The 17,390-nt window shown below is 47.6% G+C and carries 16 protein-coding genes; 12 read left to right on the plus strand and 4 right to left on the minus strand.

Translation table 11 applies throughout. The annotated features are described in order from the left end of the window. Nucleotides 1-43 precede the first annotated feature (43 nt). From VNN20_09020 to VNN20_09075, 12 genes are all read left to right on the plus strand, one after another. A complete protein-coding gene (locus VNN20_09020) occupies nt 44-1,549 on the plus strand; it encodes a UDP-N-acetylmuramoyl-L-alanyl-D-glutamate--2,6-diaminopimelate ligase (protein HWP92323.1) in 1,506 nt (501 codons plus the stop codon). Further along, nucleotides 1,537-2,934, plus strand: a complete 1,398-nt coding sequence (gene murF / locus VNN20_09025; protein HWP92324.1) for a UDP-N-acetylmuramoyl-tripeptide--D-alanyl-D-alanine ligase — start codon at nt 1,537-1,539, stop codon at nt 2,932-2,934. Before VNN20_09020 ends, murF begins: the two co-directional genes overlap by 13 nt. Nucleotides 2,935-2,942: 8 nt before the next feature. Further along, nucleotides 2,943-4,052 carry a phospho-N-acetylmuramoyl-pentapeptide-transferase gene (mraY, locus tag VNN20_09030; GenBank protein HWP92325.1) on the plus strand — a complete coding sequence of 370 codons (1,110 nt, stop codon included), beginning with the start codon at nt 2,943-2,945 and terminating at the stop codon, nt 4,050-4,052. Between the two features lie 174 nt (nt 4,053-4,226). Further along, a complete protein-coding gene (gene murD / locus VNN20_09035; protein ID HWP92326.1) occupies nt 4,227-5,558 on the plus strand; it encodes a UDP-N-acetylmuramoyl-L-alanine--D-glutamate ligase in 1,332 nt (443 codons plus the stop codon). Further along, nucleotides 5,542-6,654 (plus strand): putative lipid II flippase FtsW, encoded by a 1,113-nt coding sequence (gene ftsW, locus VNN20_09040; protein ID HWP92327.1) that lies wholly within the window; start codon nt 5,542-5,544, stop codon nt 6,652-6,654. The genes murD and ftsW overlap by 17 nt, the downstream gene beginning before the upstream one ends. After that, the gene (gene murG / locus VNN20_09045; protein ID HWP92328.1) at nt 6,651-7,736 is read left to right on the plus strand and encodes an undecaprenyldiphospho-muramoylpentapeptide beta-N-acetylglucosaminyltransferase; all 1,086 of its coding nucleotides are present in this window, start codon (nt 6,651-6,653) and stop codon (nt 7,734-7,736) included. Before ftsW ends, murG begins: the two co-directional genes overlap by 4 nt. Nucleotides 7,737-7,862: 126 nt before the next feature. Continuing rightward, nucleotides 7,863-9,230: a UDP-N-acetylmuramate--L-alanine ligase gene (gene murC, locus VNN20_09050; protein HWP92329.1), complete on the plus strand. Its 1,368-nt coding sequence runs from the start codon at nt 7,863-7,865 to the stop codon at nt 9,228-9,230. After that, entirely contained in the window at nt 9,191-10,120 is a 930-nt protein-coding gene (gene murB / locus VNN20_09055) for a UDP-N-acetylmuramate dehydrogenase (protein ID HWP92330.1), read from the plus strand. Before murC ends, murB begins: the two co-directional genes overlap by 40 nt. Before the next feature lie 5 nt (nt 10,121-10,125). Further along, entirely contained in the window at nt 10,126-10,830 is a 705-nt protein-coding gene (locus VNN20_09060; protein HWP92331.1) for an FtsQ-type POTRA domain-containing protein, read from the plus strand. Nucleotides 10,831-10,857: 27 nt separating this feature from the next. Next, nucleotides 10,858-12,087, plus strand: a complete 1,230-nt coding sequence (ftsA, locus tag VNN20_09065) for a cell division protein FtsA (protein HWP92332.1) — start codon at nt 10,858-10,860, stop codon at nt 12,085-12,087. Nucleotides 12,088-12,132: 45 nt separating this feature from the next. Continuing rightward, nucleotides 12,133-13,203 (plus strand): cell division protein FtsZ, encoded by a 1,071-nt coding sequence (gene ftsZ, locus VNN20_09070; GenBank protein HWP92333.1) that lies wholly within the window; start codon nt 12,133-12,135, stop codon nt 13,201-13,203. Between the two features lie 379 nt (nt 13,204-13,582). Then, entirely contained in the window at nt 13,583-14,083 is a 501-nt protein-coding gene (locus VNN20_09075) for a carbonic anhydrase (protein ID HWP92334.1), read from the plus strand. On the opposite strand, the gene rsfS is transcribed toward VNN20_09075, so the two are convergent. The 4 genes from rsfS to ftsY all read right to left on the minus strand — a co-directional run. Further along, complete coding sequence (gene rsfS, locus VNN20_09080; GenBank protein HWP92335.1) at nt 14,080-14,517, minus strand: ribosome silencing factor; 438 nt, start codon at nt 14,515-14,517, stop codon at nt 14,080-14,082. The two genes, VNN20_09075 and rsfS, sit on opposite strands and share 4 nt — an antisense overlap. Further along, nucleotides 14,469-15,146 (minus strand): nicotinate-nucleotide adenylyltransferase, encoded by a 678-nt coding sequence (nadD, locus tag VNN20_09085; GenBank protein ID HWP92336.1) that lies wholly within the window; start codon nt 15,144-15,146, stop codon nt 14,469-14,471. Before nadD ends, rsfS begins: the two co-directional genes overlap by 49 nt. 65 nt (nt 15,147-15,211) lie before the next feature. Next, nucleotides 15,212-16,327: a bifunctional diaminohydroxyphosphoribosylaminopyrimidine deaminase/5-amino-6-(5-phosphoribosylamino)uracil reductase RibD gene (gene ribD, locus VNN20_09090; protein HWP92337.1), complete on the minus strand. Its 1,116-nt coding sequence runs from the start codon at nt 16,325-16,327 to the stop codon at nt 15,212-15,214. A gap of 71 nt (nt 16,328-16,398) precedes the next feature. Next, nucleotides 16,399-17,390, minus strand: a 992-nt coding sequence (gene ftsY / locus VNN20_09095; GenBank protein HWP92338.1) for a signal recognition particle-docking protein FtsY, incomplete at its 5' end; no start/stop codon positions are given.

The raw sequence follows: 17,390 nt of genomic DNA on the forward strand, positions 1-17,390 counted from the left end.
GGCCATAGGATAAACCTGTTTTCATGCACGGCTGAGCAGTTAGATGATTTTGAGAGACCTGGTCAAAGGAGCAGAGATAAAGGAGATTCTGGGCGGTGATAATCTGGAAATTTCCGGTATAACTTACAACTCTGAAGAGGTCCGCGACCGGTTTCTCTTCGTCGCTATAAGAGGGGAGAAGGCAGACGGGCATACCTACATAGGCTCGGCTGTAAAAAACGGGGCAGGGGCGATACTGTTGGAGAAGGTTCCAGAGAATAGCTTTGGTAGCGTCTCGATAGTTCGAGTGCCGGATACGAAGTCTGCACTTGCCACTATCTCTGCAAACTACTACCGCCATCCCACAAAGGGGCTTACTCTAGTGGGCGTAACCGGAACTAATGGAAAAACAACTGTAAGTTATCTCTTGGAATCAATTTGGGAGGCGGAAGGAAAAAGCTCAGGGGTGGTGGGAACGATTGAATACCGCTACATGGGAAAGAAAACCCCAGCGCCCATGACTACTCCTGAATCCCTGGACCTGATGAAGTTGTTGAAGGATATGAAAGACTCCGGGACGGAGTATGTGGTGATGGAGGTTTCTTCCCATGCCCTGGATAGAAAAAGGGTGTCAGCCTGCCACTTTGATGCGGCTATATTCACGAACCTTACTCAGGATCATCTCGATTATCATGTAAACATGGAAAATTATTTTGAGGCAAAAAAAAGATTGTTCACGGAGGTTCTAGAGGCAAGCGAGAAGAGGAAGAAGTTTGCTATAATAAATCTCGACGATGCATATGGAGCGAGAATAGCCAAGTGCTCGGCCGGAGAAGTAATATCCTTCTCCACTAAATCTAGCTCTGCGGCTGTTCATGCGGAGAGGGCGACTATCAATGAGCAGGGGATTTGGGCCGATGTAAATACACCCTGGGGAAGAATTGAGCTTCATTCAAAACTCTTTGGTATTCATAACCTCTCTAATATGCTGGCGGCGTCCGCCACTGCGCTTTCTCTGGGAGCATCGCCTTCATCCGTGGAAAGTGGGGTTTCGAGAATAATCTCGGTCCCGGGAAGGCTGGATAGGGTGGAGAATACAAAGGGAATAAACGTGCTCGTAGACTATGCCCACACCCCGGATGCACTCAAGAATGTGTTATCGGCGGTCAGGCCGCTTACGCCCGGTAGCCTCATACTGGTCTTCGGCTGCGGTGGAGATAGAGACCCGCTAAAAAGACCGGTGATGGGAAGAATAGGAAGGGAGCTTTCCGATGTGCTCATTGTAACCTCGGACAACCCGCGCACCGAGTCTCCTGACAGCATTATAGACCAGATAGAAAGAGGGGTTTTTGAAGCGGTCGACGCTCGAAAAAGCTATTTCCGGGTCACGGACAGGCGTCAGGCCATAGAGAAGGCCATTAGAATTGCCCAGAGGGGTGACACGGTGCTCATAGCGGGAAAAGGGCATGAGGATTATCAGATTTTGGGGACAAAAAAAATCCACTTCGATGATAAGGAAGTGGCGAGGGGAATACTATCGGAGATAGATAAGGAAGAATGCTTAAACTAAACTGGGTCTTGAGTTCTATAAATGGAGAACTTGTAGATAGGCAAAATTCTCCATCTCTACCCAAATTGGAGAATTTATCCTTTTCCGGGGTCTCCACCGATTCCAGAAGGATAAGAAAGGACGAACTCTTCTTTGCTCTTAGCGGGGATAACTTTGATGGTCACGACTTTGTCTCCGAGGCTTTAGATAAAGGGGCAAAAGGCGCGGTGGTGGAAAGGATAGTTGGGGGTATAAAGACAAATGGGAAAGTGCTCATAAAAGTTCCCTCTACACTCAGGGCTTTCGGAGACCTCGCCTCGGCGTGGAGAAGGAGCTTCGTTGACCTAAAGCTGGCCGCTATCACCGGCTCTAACGGTAAGACAACCACCAAGGAGATGGCCTGGAGCATCCTCTCGGTCAAATTCTGTGTGCTCAAGAACACGGACAATTTGAACAACCTGGTCGGCCTTCCCATGACCCTACTGAGAATTGCCGAGAGCCACGAGGCCGCCGTGGTAGAACTCGGAATGAATGAGTTTGGCGAGATACAAAGACTGGCGGAGATTGCACTCCCGGACACCGGGGCGATCACCAACATTGGCCGAGCCCATTTGGAGAAGCTAGGGGGAATAGAGGGCGTGGCCAAAGCAAAAGGAGAACTGGTAGAGGCATTCACCGAGCACAACACATTTGTAGTGAATATGGACGACCCCTGGGTTCGAAAAATTGCCGAAGGTGCCAGGTGTAAGAAGATTACATTCGGAGTAAATTCCCCGGGAGTGGACATCTCCGCCAAAAACATTAGCCCGGTTGATTTTTCGGCAATCAGGTTCAATATGATCGTCGGTGAGAGTGACTTCCCGGTGAGAATAAGGGGAATAGGGCTCCATAACGTGATGAATGCGCTCTGCGCCGCGGGAGTGGGTTTGTCTTTAGGGTGTAGCCCTGATGAAATTCAGGCCGGACTGGAAAGATTCACCCCGGCCTACATGAGGCTTGAGGTTATGGATACCCCGTTTGGTTTCAAGATCATAAACGACGCCTACAATGCCAACCCCGACTCGATGAGGAGAGGAATAGAGGAACTGGCCAGGCTCAGGGGAAAAGGCAGGGCAATAGCAGTGCTCGGAGACATGCTGGAACTCGGGGAAATGAGCGAGAACGAGCACGTGGCCTTGGGACAGTTTCTTGCGGAAAAGGAGCTGGACTTCGTTATCACCCGGGGTAGATATGGAACGGATATTCTTCGTGGAGTTGATGGTAAAATCGAAGGAACATTTGTGGAAAGTCATGAGGAGGCGGCAGAGGTGCTTATAAGGATGGCTAAGCCCGGCGACTTGGTGTTGATAAAGGGCTCGCGAGGGATGAGGATGGAAGACATAATTAGGAGGCTTTTTGAGAGGTAGCTCACGATATGCTTTATTTTCTCTACTTGCTGAAAGGGGATTTTATATTATTCAACGTTTTCAAATACATTACGTTTCGCTCTTTTGGAGCGGGTGTAACCGCTTTTTTGATAAGCATCGTCCTGGGAAAGGCATTCATAGATTTTTTGAGTAAAAAGCAGTTCAAGGAGAACATCCGTTCAGACGGTCCTCCTGGTCATCAATCTAAAGCCGGCACTCCAACTATGGGAGGGGTGTTTATAGTTATAGCCATAGCCGCCTCGACACTTCTTTGGGCCAACCTGACCAGTGAAGTGGTATGGTTCGTGCTGGCTTTCACCGTCGGCTATGGAGCGATTGGTTTTACCGATGACTGGTTAAAGCTATCGCGCGGGAGAGGGATGCGGGCAAAGGTCAAGTTCTTCTTGCAGATTGTCCTGGCGGTCATCTTTGTCTTGTTATTGATAATGGAGAAGAAGGGATTCACCATGTCGCTCCGGGTTGACCAGATTGCCTATTACCCGTTTACTTCGGTGGTTTTTCCTTTTTTCAAAAAAGGGGTTTTAATGCTCGGGTGGTTCTACATACCGTTTGCAATTTTGGTCCTGGTAGGTGCATCGAACGCGGTGAACCTTACCGATGGTCTCGATGGTCTGGCTATCGGCGCGATATCCGTTACCGCAGCAACCTACATAGTTTTCGCTTATCTTTCCGGACACGTAGAATTTTCGAGATACCTGCAAATTCCCTATATCTCAGAAGGGGGAGAGCTGGCGGTCTTTCTAGCGGCGGTAGGGGGTGCCTGTCTCGGATTTCTCTGGTACAACTCCCATCCCGCTCAGGTATTCATGGGTGATGTTGGCTCGCTGGCATTGGGGGCGGCTATCGGCTCAGTTGCGCTCATAATTAAGCAGGAAATCCTACTGATCTTGGTGGGTGGTCTTTTCGTTATGGAGACCGTTTCGGTAATTATTCAGGTGCTTTCCTTCAAGCTGACTGGCAAGAGGGTTTTCCGCATGGCTCCGTTGCATCATCATTTTGAGTTGAACGGCTGGCCTGAATCGAAGGTGGTCATAAGGTTCTGGATAATTTCTCTGGTGCTTTCTCTGGTGGCGCTTTCTACCCTGAAGCTCAGATAGACTTTGCTGGTGTTTAGGCCTCCTGATGGGGGCCTTAAAATCTTGACTAAGAGGATAAGGGGAAAACCAAATCCATATAAGTGGGAGCATCTAACCCCGAAGGCGGGAGATGGAGGATATTTATCTAGTCAGGGAGTCGAGTTGAATAAAATATTACGGAGCTCAAAGACGTAGATGGAATTAGATGGAAGAAAAGTAGTGGTTGTTGGTCTGGGCAAAACTGGTATTGAAACCGTCAGATTCTTGCTCAAAAAAGGCGGAGAGATAAGGGCAAGCGACATTAACCATCTGCAAAAGCTCTCCCAGGATGTAAAGGCGTTCATGGAATCTGGGGTAAGAATAGAATCCGGCGGACACCAAGAGGAAACCTTTTTGTGGGCTGACACCATAGTGCTCAGCCCGGGCGTACCATTTAATATTCCACCGGTTAAGAAAGCCTTGGCCAAGGGCATAGAGGTTATGAGCGAATTGGAGCTTGCCTCCAGGTTTATCAAGAAACCGATAATTGGAATAACCGGCTCTAACGGAAAGACCACCACTTCGACCCTCGTGGCCCGGATTCTAGGAGCATCCGGGAAAAGGGTATTTCTTGGCGGAAATATCGGCACCCCTTTAATTCAAATTGCCGGGGAGGATGAAGGATTTGACCTTCTGGTGCTCGAACTAAGCAGCTTCCAGCTTCAAGGCGTGTCCACGTTTAGACCACACATAGGAATACTCCTTAATATATCTCCTAATCATCTCGATCATCATGAGAGTTTTGAAGAGTATGTGAACGCCAAGCTCATGCTCTTTTCTAACCAGGGCCCGGATGACTGGGCAATATATAATCTTGATGACCCGGTGGTAGAGACCAGCTCTTTAAATAAATTAAAGTCCAGAAAGATTCCTTTTGCAAAAACACCTGCCGAGGGCGGGGTATTTTTTGACGGCAACTGTGTCCGGTTCATGGGTGAAATCTACGACATAAAAGGCATGAAACTTCCGGGGATTCATAACGTCGAGAATGCCATGGCTGCCATAGCATCGACCCGGGTCTTAGGGTGCAAGCCGGGGTTGATAGAGCGGGAGATATTGGAATTTGTTCCCCTTCCTCATAGGATTGAATTCGTCCGTGAGGTTAAGGGGGCAAGGTTTTACAACGATTCGAAATCAACCAGCCCTGGAGCCACACTCAAGGCACTGGAAAGTTTTTCTTACCCCATAATTCTCATAGCCGGTGGAAAGGATAAGGGGGTTAGCTATGGGATTCTCCGGGATGAAATCAAGAGAAAGGTAAAGCTACTCATACTTTTTGGTGAGTCCCGGTCGAGAATGAAAAGAGAACTGGGAGAAGTGGTTAACACTGTCCTGGCCAGTTCACTTGATGAGGCAGTAGAATTGGCGGTTAAGAACATGGGTGAAGGGGATACCGTTCTTTTTTCACCCGGTTGTTCCAGCTTCGATATGTTTAGCTCCTACGAAGAAAGAGGAGGGAGATTCAAGCAGATTGTCCAAGATATTTAATTTTGAAGGAAAAGGTTACGACGTAGGAATAATCGTGTCGGTGGTGTTCCTCTCGGCGATGGGTATGTTGATGGTGTATAGCACCAGTTCAATATACGCGCTCGAACAATATGGAGACCCCAGCTATTTCCTGAAACGCCACGCCATATATCTTCTCGTCGGCATGTTCGGCATGTTTATTTTGATGAGCCTAGACTATCAAATCTTGAGGAGGTTCGTCTATCCTGCTTACATATTTGGCCTCATTATTCTGGTATTGGTGCTCATCCCGGGAATAGGCGAGGAGGTTGGTGGAGCAAGGAGATGGATAGACCTAGGCCCGGGTAGTTTTCAGCCCTCAGAGATAGCCAAATTTCTCCTAGTTCTATATCTAGCCCATTCTATCACTAAAAAAAAGGATAAGATGGACAGCTTTTCCGTGGGTTTTATATCGCACCTTCTGATAGCCGGGGCATATATATTGCTAATCCTTCTTGAACCAGACTTTGGCATGGTGGTAATACTCTTTACCATGCTCTTTGGCATGCTTTTTATCGGAGAAGTTAGGGTTGGTTACCTGATAGCTTCGGGGGTGATTTCCGTCATCCTCATGGTCTTGGCGGTGATGGACCAAAGCTACAGAATGAAGCGTATAATATCTTTCCTTAATCCCTGGGAGGATCCCCTGGGTTCCGGATACCAGGCGGTTCAGTCTTTCGTAGCCTTTGGCCTGGGTGGTATAGTAGGTACGGGACTGGGGGACAGCACCCAGAAGTTGTTTTTTCTTCCCCAGGCACATACCGATTTTATTTTTTCCATAATCGGCGAGGAGCTGGGTTTTATCGGTGTGCTCTCGATCATTGTCGCTTTTGGATTTCTGGTGGTCAGGAGTCTCCGGGTAGCACTGAAGGCACCGGACCTTTTCGGTTGCTACCTGGTATTTGGTTGTATAATGCTGGTCGCTCTTCAGGCCGGCATCAATATGGCTGTGGCCGTCGGACTTTTTCCGATCAAGGGACTCACTCTTCCTTTCATAAGCTACGGAGGGACATCGCTGGTGAGCAGTTTGGGGGCGATGGGAATAATACTGAGCGTATCAAGAAAGGGATTAAAATGAAAGTGATAATCGCTGGAGGAGGAAGCGGGGGGCATGTATTTCCAGCGTTCTCCATCGCCGAAGAGATTCGGAGAAGAAATCCAGGACACGCGGTTCTTTTCGTAGGAACAAAACAGGGGTTAGAAAAAAAAACCCATTTGCCCCCGGGTTGTGAGCTGGAGTATATAAGCTCGAGTGGAATAATGGGCAAAGGGGTATCTAAGGGCTTGAAAGCAGCCGTCCTGGCTTTTAAAGGCCTCTTCGAATCTATATCCATAATTAAAAAATTCGGCCCGGATGTAGTATTGGGTGTGGGGGGTTATGTATCCGGTCCGGTAGTTTTCGCCGCATTACTTCTCTCCGTACCCACTGCTATTTGTGAGCAGAACTCAGTACCCGGAGTTACAAATCGTATTCTAGGACGGTTCGCAAAAAAGATATTTGCTTCGTTTGAGGAAAGTGTTAAATTCTTTCCCAGAAAGAAAACTATGGTCGTTGGAAACCCGGTGAGAAGTGAGATATTGCACGGCGGCAAACTAAACACAGCGGGGAAGGGCCTGATTAACATTCTTGTTTTTGGTGGTAGCCAGGGGGCGCGTAGGCTCAATCTTTCGGTGCCTAAGGCATTTGCAATCTTAGGTCGACGTGATGTTGCGATAATTCATCAGACCGGACAAAACGATATGGAGGACGTAAAAAAAACATACGAGTGGTATGGCATCCAAGCGGAGGTAATACCTTTTATCGAGGATATGGCCAAGGCATATGGGCGAGCTGATTTGGTGATTGGAAGGGCTGGCGCGGGCACCATCGCCGAGGTTACAGCGCTGGGAAAACCTTCGATCCTTGTGCCTTATCCCTTTTCGGCGTACAATCATCAGATGGAGAATGCGATGATCATGAAGAACGCCGGAGCAGCAGTGGTTGTCGAAGACGAAGATGCAGTGCCGGAAAAATTGGCTCATGTTCTGAATAACCTGCTGAAAGGCGATATACTTAAAGAGATGGGAATCAAAGCGAGGGAACTGGGCAAGCCGGAAGCGGCAAAAAAAATCGTCGACGAGGTTTATAAACTGGCCGGAGTAAATATTAATCAAGAATGATACTAGAAATTTCAAATCTCAAATCACCAATATCAAACAACATTCAATCCCTGAATTCCGAATGTTCGGTATTTGGAGTTTTATCTGTTTGCAATTTGATATTTGATCATTGGAGCTTGTTCTAGAATGTACGGACGAATTAAGGAAATACATTTCATCGGCATAGGCGGAATAGGGATGAGCGGTATAGCCGAGGTTCTCCTGAACATGGGCTACAGTGTGACTGGCTCCGACCTTAAAAGAACGGAGATAATAGAGAGGTTGGAACGGCTCGGGGCATCGATATATATAGGCCATGCTCCGGAAAATATAAAGGCCCCCGATGTCGTGGTAACTTCTTCTGCTATAAACAAGAATAACCCGGAGGTTCTTCAGGCCAAATCGAAAAAGATACCGATAATTCCCAGGGCGGAGATGCTCGCCGAGCTGATGAGGCTAAAATATGGCATAGCCGTTGCCGGGAGCCATGGGAAGACTACCACCACGTCCATGATCTCCACCGTCCTGGATTATGGGGGCTTTGACCCGACTATCGTGGTCGGGGGTAAAGTGAAAACGCTGGGCAGTAACGCTCATCTTGGAAATGGAAATTTTATGGTGGTAGAGGCTGACGAGAGTGACGGCTCTTTTCTGATGCTTTCACCGGTGATAGCGGTGGTCACAAATATTGATAGAGAACATCTCGATTATTACGAGAATATAATCCATCTCCAGGATGCGTTCTCTGATTTTCTGAATAAGATACCGTTCTACGGGCTGGCCGTTCTCTCTGCAGACTGTCCCCGGGTTAAATCGATCATCCCCAATTTCAGGAAGAGGCTGGTTACATACGGGTTTTCGCCACAAGCGGATTTCCGGGCCGAAGAAGTTATAGTCAATGGATTTGAAACCACTTTCCGGGTTTCGTACCGGGATTCATTCTTAGGCCAAGTTAAGCTCCACGTTCCCGGTAGGCACAATGCGGAGAATGCGCTTGCCTCTTTTGCCGTGGGGATGGAGCTGGGTATGAGCTTCGAGCGCATAAGGGATGGACTGGCCGAGTTTAGAGGGATAGATAGGAGGCTTCAGGTAAAAGGAGAGCAGAAAGGTGTATTAATCATAGACGACTACGGGCATCATCCGGAAGAGATAAGGGTAACTTTAAGAGCGCTCAGAGAATCTTTCTCCAGGAGACTGGTGGTAGTTTTCCAGCCTCATAGATATACCAGAACTCATCTTCTATTCGATGATTTCGTGAAGGTTCTCAAGGAGACCGATGTGCTTTTAATTCTGGATATATATGCGGCAGGCGAAGCACCAATAGCCGATGTAAGTTCGGAGAAGCTGGCCGAAGCTATAAAAAAGGCCGGACATAACGGCGTGTTCTACGTGGGCAAAATGGATGAGGCCGTCGACCATGCTTTGAGAATATTAAGACCGGGGGATATTGTTCTGACCCTCGGTGCAGGAAATGTATGGACTTTGGGGGAGAAGATGATGAAGGAGATTTCATGACCGGGATTGCCGAGGAGTTGAGTAGAATCGGATGTGAATGCGTGTCTGGGTTTTCCATGAGCCGTTATACCTCCATGCGGGTAGGAGGCAACGTGGAATTGATAGTTTATCCCAAGAGCGCAGAAGTCCTGATTAAAGTTCTTAAGATGCTTTCTCTCCTAGGTATAAAGTCTACTGTTCTTGGGGCCGGGTCTAATACGATCATAGACGATGAGGGAATAGAGGGGGTAGTGGTCAGTACGAAAAACATGCGCGGTATTCAAATTCTGGAGAACGGAAAGGTTCTGGCCGAGGCCGGGGCGGTGCTCGGAACTATATTAAACAAAACCATCCGGGTGGGACTTAGCGGGTTTGAGTTTGTGGCCGGTATTCCCGGCACGGTGGGCGGCGGCATCTTCATGAATGCTGGTGCGAACGACGGCGAGATAAAGGATGTAGTAGAAAAGGTCTGGGTCTGGGTAGATGGCAAAGAGATGGTCCTTTTCAGGGACGAGATAGAATTCGAGTATAGAAAGTGCCATATTCCCGAAGGGAGCGTCGTGACCAGGGCGCTTTTCGGACTAAAGCCTGGCCGAAGCGATGAAAGCGAGAAAAGGGTCAAAGAATACCTGGATAAGAGAAGTAAAACACAGCCTATAACCATGTCTAATTCCGGGTCTATATTCAAAAACCCTCCGGAGATTCCCGCCGGTAAGCTTTTAGAAGAGCTGGGGTTCAAAGGATTCTCCATCGGCGGAGCAAGATTTTCCGAGCTTCACGCAAACTTCATCGTCAACTGGAGAAACGCCAAGGCATCCGACGTCATAAGGCTGATAGAATTGGCAAAGAAAGAGGCTTTATCCAGAAGGGGTATAGACTTGGAGACAGAGGTCAAAATTATCAGGAAATAGAAAAGTTGAGACGAGCGCGATTTTATCTTTCCACTCTCTTTTTACTCATATCTGTCTTGGTAATTACCTATTTATCCGCTTCTTATTTTTCCTTCTTTACTATAAAGGAAATCCAGATAACCGGAGCTAAACGAGTTTCCCGAAAAGAGATCATGAAGAGGTCCGGGTTAATAGCTGGGAAAACCAATATTCTCTTTCTCGACAGCAAAGTGATTAAGGAGATCGCCAATAATAATTGGATAACCAGCGTTCGAATAAGAAGGGAGTTGCCCCAAAAAGTGATAATCGAAGTGGAAGAAGCTGAACCATTTTGTATATTCGTGGCCGAAGATAGCTCTCTTTACTATATGACTGAATCAGGAAAAAAATTGGGCACGGCAAATTTTGATCAGGGACTTGATTTTCCCGTTCTTATAGGTGATGGTATATGGAAACCTGACCTGTTGGGTGACGCTTTGACTATCCTCAAACTTTCCCAGAAGAGCAGCGCCCTTAATTGGGTAGAAATCTCGGAAGTAAATCTAGACTCAATTTATGGAATTACCATATTCACTAACGACGGCCGACGTGTAGATTTTGGAATGAACAACATCGAACGCAAGTGGTCGAAGGTGGAAAAAATAATCAAGCATGTACGTAGCATGAACTTAGCTGAGGAATACATAAACATAACTTCGGAAAAAAATGGGATAGTTAGTTTCAAGATCTGATAAGTTGATTCTTAGGAGTTTGGTTGGATGGGTAGAGAACCTAACCTGATTATCGGACTGGATATAGGCACTACCAAGGTGTGTGCGATAGTGGCAGAGGCCAACTCGCCGGACGAGGTGGATGTTATCGGTATAGGCACGCATCCCTCCTATGGTCTTAAAAGGGGGGTGGTTGTTAACATCGAGAATACTGTACAATCCATAAAACAGGCGGTGGAAGAGGCTGAGCACATGGCCGGCTGTGAGATAAGAACGGTTTTTGTGGGTATTGCCGGAGGGCACATAAAAGGGATAAGCGGCCATGGCATGATCACACTCAGAAACCGAGAAGTGGCCAGGCGTGATGTTGACCGTGTTATCGAATCGGCAAACGCCCTCTTAATACCAGCGGATAGGGAAATCATTCACGTCATTCCCCAGGAATTCATAGTGGATGGCCAGGGTGGAATCAAGGACCCGGTGGGGATATACGGGATAAAGTTGGAGACTAAGGTACATATAGTTACCGGGCAGGTTACTGCAGCGCAGAACCTGGTGAAGTGTATACACCGTGCCGGAATGGATGTAGCCGATATCGTCTTGGAACAGTTGGCGTCGAGCGAGGCTGTACTTACTCCGGATGAGAAGGAAATAGGAGTGGTTCTAATTGACTGCGGAGGCGGGACGACGGACATAGCCATATTTTCCGGGGGCAGTATAAGGTATACAGAAAATTTAACACTAGGAGGTGATCACATAGACAGGGATATCTCTCTCGGGTTTTCCACCCCTTTGGCCGAAGCAAGAAAGCTCAAGGAGAAATACGGCGTGGCCCTGGCCGAGCATGTCTATACAGACGAAAAAATCGAGGTGACCAGTGTTGGTGGAAGACGCCCGAGAAATATCAGCCGAAAGGACCTGGCGCTTATAATTGAACCAAGAATGGAGGAAATCTTTAGTCTGGTACGGAGGGAAATAACCAACTCCGGGTATAGGGACCTGGTCCCGGCGGGCGCGGTGATTACCGGTGGCACTGTGATAATGGACGGCACGGTAGAGCTTGCGGAAAAGATACTGGGCATACCGGTAAGAAGGGGAGTTCCCAACGGGATAGGTGGCTTGAGCGATATCATAGCCAACCCGGTTTATTCCACCGGAGTGGGACTCGTTCTTTACGGAGCAAGATATAAGGGAGACAAAAAGATCAGGATCAGAGATGAAAACGTTTTTAAAAAAGTATTCGACAGCATGAAGAACTGGTTTCGAGAGTTTTTTTGAGTTAAAATAGCAATCCTAATAAACAAGGAGGAGGGGTTAACTGTTATGGCAAATTTTGAACTAGAGGATAATTCATTGGAACAAAAAGCAAAAATAAAAGTCATAGGGGTCGGAGGTGCAGGAGGAAACGCAGTTAATACCATGATCGAAAGGGGGCTTTCCGGTGTAGACTTCATCGTCACAAATACGGATGCTCAGGATTTGAAGAAATCGCGTGCTGCGACCAAAATACAAATCGGCTCGCGGTCTACGAAAGGTCTTGGGTCCGGTGGCAACCCCCAATTGGGAAGGGAAGCGGCTATAGAAGACCAGGCCAAGATATCCGAAGCTTTAGAAGGAGCGGACATGGTTTTCATAACTGCTGGAATGGGGGGCGGCACCGGTACTGGTGCTTCGCCGATAGTGGCGCAGGCAACAAAGGAAATGGGCATACTCACAGTCGGAGTCGTAACCAGGCCCTTTAGCTTTGAAGGTCCCAGGAGGAACAAACAAGCACTTAATGGAATCGAGAATCTGGAGAAAGAGGTAGACACCCTCATCATCATACCAAACGACCGTCTGGCCACCGTGCAAAAAATAAGCATTCTCGAGGCCTTTAAAAGGGCAGACGAGGTTCTTCATCAGGCAGTGAGGGGTATCTCGGACATTATTACCGGGACGGGATACATCAACGTGGACTTTGCCGACGTCAAGGCCATCATGGGTGAAAACGGGGGGAAGGCGCTCATGGGAACCGGTTATGCCGAGGGAAACAACCGAGGGATAGAAGCGGCAGAAACGGCGATTACCAGCCCTCTACTCGAGGACGTATCGATCGATGGGGCGAGGGGAATCCTGTTGAATGTAACCGCTTCACCCGACTTTGGGATAGAAGAGCTAAACGACGCCTGCAATTACATCAAGGAACGGGCACACGAAGATGTCAACCTCATCTTCGGCCTGGTGTTTGACGAAGCGATGAAAAATTCGGTACGCATCACGGTGATCGCTACCGGCATTCAGGGTACTAGGGAGAGTATAAACAAGATAGTAACTAAAATCCCCTCGGATGTAGTGGGGGATGAGTTTGAAATACCCGCTTTTATAAGAAGGCGAAATATTAGGGAAGGAAAGTAAAAAATATCATAAAGTAGAGTAGTGAGTGGAAGATCTCCGCTCACTACTCCCTCTTATATAACGTTTCAAGCTTCTACTTACAACTTCACGCCATTCCCAGGTCCAAACAGAGAGAGAAAAGCCTTCAGTAACTAGTTACTAGATAGGAGTTCCCTATCCGCCGCTAAATCTGGTCCGAATACATACCAAGATAAAATGGATGATGGTTAGCAATTATACGTGCTATTTTTATGTTTGTGTATTTAATTGATACAATTTGCTTACTGAGTAACCGTTTCAATCTTCAGTTCGGCCGATAATCTGTCGTGATAATAGCCACTTCCTCGTGGCATCAATTTTGCACGATTTAATGAGAAAATATTCAGGGAGCAGGAAAAATATGAGTGTTATCGATGAGGTTCTTGAGGCTAACCAGGAGTATGCAAAAGGTTTTAAGCTTGGCCACCTTACCATTCCGCCGGTGCGTAAGCTGGCGATTATTGCCTGTATGGATGCTCGGTTAACCGTCGAGGAACTATTGGGCCTTAAAACCGGAGACGCGCACATAATCCGAAACGCCGGGGGGGTCGTCACTGAAGATGCACTAAGGTCGTTGATTATTTCTCACCATCTCCTAGGTACTCACGAGTTTATGATCATAAATCATACCGACTGCGGAATGTTGACTTTCAAAGATGAGGAGCTTAGGGAGAAGCTTGAGCAGGTATCGGAGACTGCTGTCGTATCCCCAAATCATTTTTATACGTTCAATGACTTAGAAAGAAACGTCAGACGTCAAGTACAAAAGGTTAAATCCCATCCCTGGATTCCCAAACGAATCCCGGTAAGGGGTTTCATCTACGACGTAAAAACCGGCAGGCTAGGAGAGGTTCAAGCTTAAGCGTAATCTTCTTGCCTTTTTTTGTGTTGTCTGGAAAATCCATCTTCAAAGGCAAGCTTGATTCGGGGGGCATCGATCCAGAGGCCTTCGAGGTCGTAAAATCTTCTGACCGGGTCATAAAACACATGTATTATGACGTCTGATGTATCTATTAAGACCCACCTGCCTTCGGTATACCCCTCGATCCCCATAATTTTAAGTCCCAGTTCCTTTAGTTTTTTTTCTATATTGTCTACGATTGTTTTTACTCCCCGGTCTGAGTCAGCGCTACAAATTATGAAATAATCGGTGACGTCGGTAAGCGTCTTCATGTCGAGCAATACCGTGTCCTGGGCATTTTTTTCCCAGGCGGCTTGGGCCAGGGCGATGGCTTTTTCTCTAGGCTTTATAGATGTTCCTCCTTTACATAAAGTTTTTTTGCCTGGATATAGGATTCGACCTCACCTGGGACCAGGTACTTTATGGATTTGCATCCTTTGATTAGGTCTCTTATCCGGGATGAGGATACTTGGAATCCGTTTATCTCTACCAGTTGCAGCATCTTGGAGCTTTTATGTAGATAAGTGGTCAAGCCGTTCTCTTTTTTATAATATCGAAATTCGTCTTTTAACGCAAGTGGAAACATCGAGGAGATATCTTCGTAAAAACCGGGCCGGATAATCACTGCAAAATTCGAGGTTTCGAACAGTCTTTTGTAATCTTTCCAGGTGTCTATCTGCGAGAAGAGGTCTGTACCCAGGATAAAATAGAGCTCAATATCGGGGAAAGTAGAAGAAAAGTATTCAAGGGTATCTATGGTGTATGACTGGCCTCCCCGTTTCAACTCGACATCCGAGACCTTAAAAAAGGGGTTTCCCCGGGTGGCTAGCTCGAGCATTTCTAGACGGTCTGCCACGGAGATAATGTCCGAAGCCTCTTTGTGGGGGGGGATGTATGCCGGTATAAAATAAACCAAATCAAACCCAAGAACCTCCCTTATTTCTTCCGCCGCCCGAAGATGGCCTAGGTGTACAGGGTTAAAGGTTCCACCAAAGAGGCCTATCTTCCGGTGATTCTTTTTCATACCCCATAAATTATCACATTATAAATAAAGAAGTAATAGGGTAACCCACCAGGTCGCCCCTACTATTATTCTTTCGAGAGATTTCCCTCGACCACGAATTCTTCTCCTATCTTTTTTAGCTCGATATTACCTAAGGTCAATGCTTCACTCACTTTGCTGATTCCCAGTGGCCCGATCATGCTTATACCGTCGGCTCCTATGATTTTAGGTGCATAGAAGAAGATGATTTTATCCACTATTCCATTCTTCAACGCGGAGGCGGCAACCTCACTGCCGCCTTCGATCAAGATACTGGTGATTTCCATTCCACCTAATTTTTTCACCAGGCTCTTTAGGTCGACGTGCCCTTTGTCGTCACCCTTTATTACCAGAACTCGGGCTCCGAGATTCTCCAATTCCCGGATCTTGGTATCCTTGGAGAGGCTGGTAGTAGCAATAATCGGTGATTCATGTGCCTTAAAAAGAGCTGATTCCGGTGAAATTTTAAGCATGCTGTCTAGAACCACCGGTATCGGCTGGCGGTTATTTTTTTCCTCTAGCCTCACCGTGAGCCGAGGATTATCTTTTGTAACAGTCTCAATCCCGACCAGAATTGCATCGACCTTATTTCTTAGCTCGTGTGCGTATTTCCTTTGGGTTTGGCTGCCAATCCATTTTGAGTCTCCGCTGAAGGTTGCAATCTTCCCGTCTAAGGTTGCGACGAGTTTCAGAATAACGAATGGATCCCCTGTGGTTATATACTTGAAAAAGTGCTGATTAATCTCTTTACACCTTTCTTCGAGCGTGCCAACCACTACTTCTATCCCACTTTTTCTGAGTCTTTCTATTCCTTTTCCCCTTACCTTTGGGTTTAAATCAAGGGTACCTACAACCACCTTGGATATCCCTTTGTCTATGATGGCGTCGACGCAGGGCGGGGTTCTTTTGTCGGGGTGGCAGCAGGGCTCGAGCGTCACGTATAAGGTGGAGCCTTTTAGGTTATGTCCTTTTCGCTCCGCATCTAAAAACGCCTCTACCTCGGCATGAGGAAGCCCGGCCTTTTTGTGGTAGCCCTTTCCCCGGATCTTTCCACCCTTTACTACTACCGCTCCAACCAGCGGGTTTGGGCTGGTCATGCCTTCAGCTTTTTTAGCCAGCCTGACAGCTAGGGACATGAATTTTTCGTCAAGGTTTTTAGGCATGTAGCTTTGGGAATTCGGATTGCGGATGGAAAGGTTAATTCCCAGATTCGCAATCGGCAATCCGAAATTATCTAATGCAGTGTTTCCTTCCCGGTGAGGAATAGTGCCTCCACGAATTCCTCAGCGTTAAATTCCCTCAAGTCCCCCAGGCCCTCTCCAATTCCGATAAACCGGACCGGGATATTTAGCTCGTCGGCAATGGCTACGATCACCCCGCCTTTGGCTGTTCCGTCCAGTTTTGTCAGCACTATTCCGGTCACCTCGATAGCTTCCTTGAACATCTTTGCCTGTTGTATGGCGTTCTGCCCGGTTGTGGCGTCGAGTACAAGAAGTGTCTCGTGGGGCGCGCCGGGGAGCTCTCTTCCTATTACTCGCCTTATCTTTTTAAGCTCGTCCATCAGGTTGGTTTTGGTATGAAGTCTTCCGGCGGTGTCGATTATCAGGACATCGGTTCCTCGGGCGTGTGAGGCTTTTATGGCGTCAAAAGCGACTGCCGATGGGTCTACTCCACTCTGGCCCTTGAGAAAGTCGCTTCCTACCCTCTTAGCCCAGATTTCGAGCTGTTCAACTGCGGCCGCTCTGAATGTATCGGCCGCGGCCACCATGACGTTTTTCCCATCTTTCCTGAATCTATAGGCCAGTTTTCCGATGGTGGTCGTTTTCCCTACCCCGTTTACCCCGGCTACCATGAGCACAAACGGCTTGGTATCTAACGACAGTGGGCTGCCCTCTGCCTTCTTGAGCGTGCTGAGGATTTCATCTTTCAGGGTGGTCTTGATGGCTATAGGGTCACTAAGGGATTTTTTAGTCAGTTTACCTTCTATCTCCTGCCTCAGTTTCATCGTGGTCCCGACCCCTACATCGGACATGATTAAAGCTTCTTCAAAGTCGTCCCAGAGATTATCGTTTATCTCCTTTCTCACAGAAAGCATCTCATCGAGCTTGCCGATGAGGCCGGCCTGGGTCCTGGAAAGTCCGGCCCTGAGCCTGGAAAAAAGCCCTTCCCTAGTCTCTTCTATCTCCTCTTCTAGTTCTTCCAGAGGCTCCACGTTGAGTTCTACAT

It is taken from the genome of Thermodesulfobacteriota bacterium, from assembly GCA_035559815.1.
GTDB lineage: Bacteria > Desulfobacterota_D > UBA1144 > Nemesobacterales > CSP1-2 > DATMAT01.

Bases quoted from the DNA above. Each gene is read 5' to 3' on its own strand.
- VNN20_09020 (HWP92323.1), top strand. From the start codon at position 44: ATGATTTTGAGAGACCTGGTCAAAGGAGCAGAGATAAAGGAGATTCTG.
- murF (HWP92324.1), top strand. From the start codon at position 1,537: ATGCTTAAACTAAACTGGGTCTTGAGTTCTATAAATGGAGAACTTGTA.
- mraY (HWP92325.1), top strand. From the start codon at position 2,943: ATGCTTTATTTTCTCTACTTGCTGAAAGGGGATTTTATATTATTCAAC.
- murD (HWP92326.1), top strand. From the start codon at position 4,227: ATGGAATTAGATGGAAGAAAAGTAGTGGTTGTTGGTCTGGGCAAAACT.
- murG (HWP92328.1), top strand. From the start codon at position 6,651: ATGAAAGTGATAATCGCTGGAGGAGGAAGCGGGGGGCATGTATTTCCA.
- murC (HWP92329.1), top strand. From the start codon at position 7,863: ATGTACGGACGAATTAAGGAAATACATTTCATCGGCATAGGCGGAATA.
- murB (HWP92330.1), top strand. From the start codon at position 9,191: ATGGACTTTGGGGGAGAAGATGATGAAGGAGATTTCATGACCGGGATT.
- ftsA (HWP92332.1), top strand. From the start codon at position 10,858: ATGGGTAGAGAACCTAACCTGATTATCGGACTGGATATAGGCACTACC.
- ftsZ (HWP92333.1), top strand. From the start codon at position 12,133: ATGGCAAATTTTGAACTAGAGGATAATTCATTGGAACAAAAAGCAAAA.
- VNN20_09075 (HWP92334.1), top strand. From the start codon at position 13,583: ATGAGTGTTATCGATGAGGTTCTTGAGGCTAACCAGGAGTATGCAAAA.
- nadD (HWP92336.1), bottom strand. From the start codon at position 15,146: ATGAAAAAGAATCACCGGAAGATAGGCCTCTTTGGTGGAACCTTTAAC.
- ribD (HWP92337.1), bottom strand. From the start codon at position 16,327: ATGCCTAAAAACCTTGACGAAAAATTCATGTCCCTAGCTGTCAGGCTG.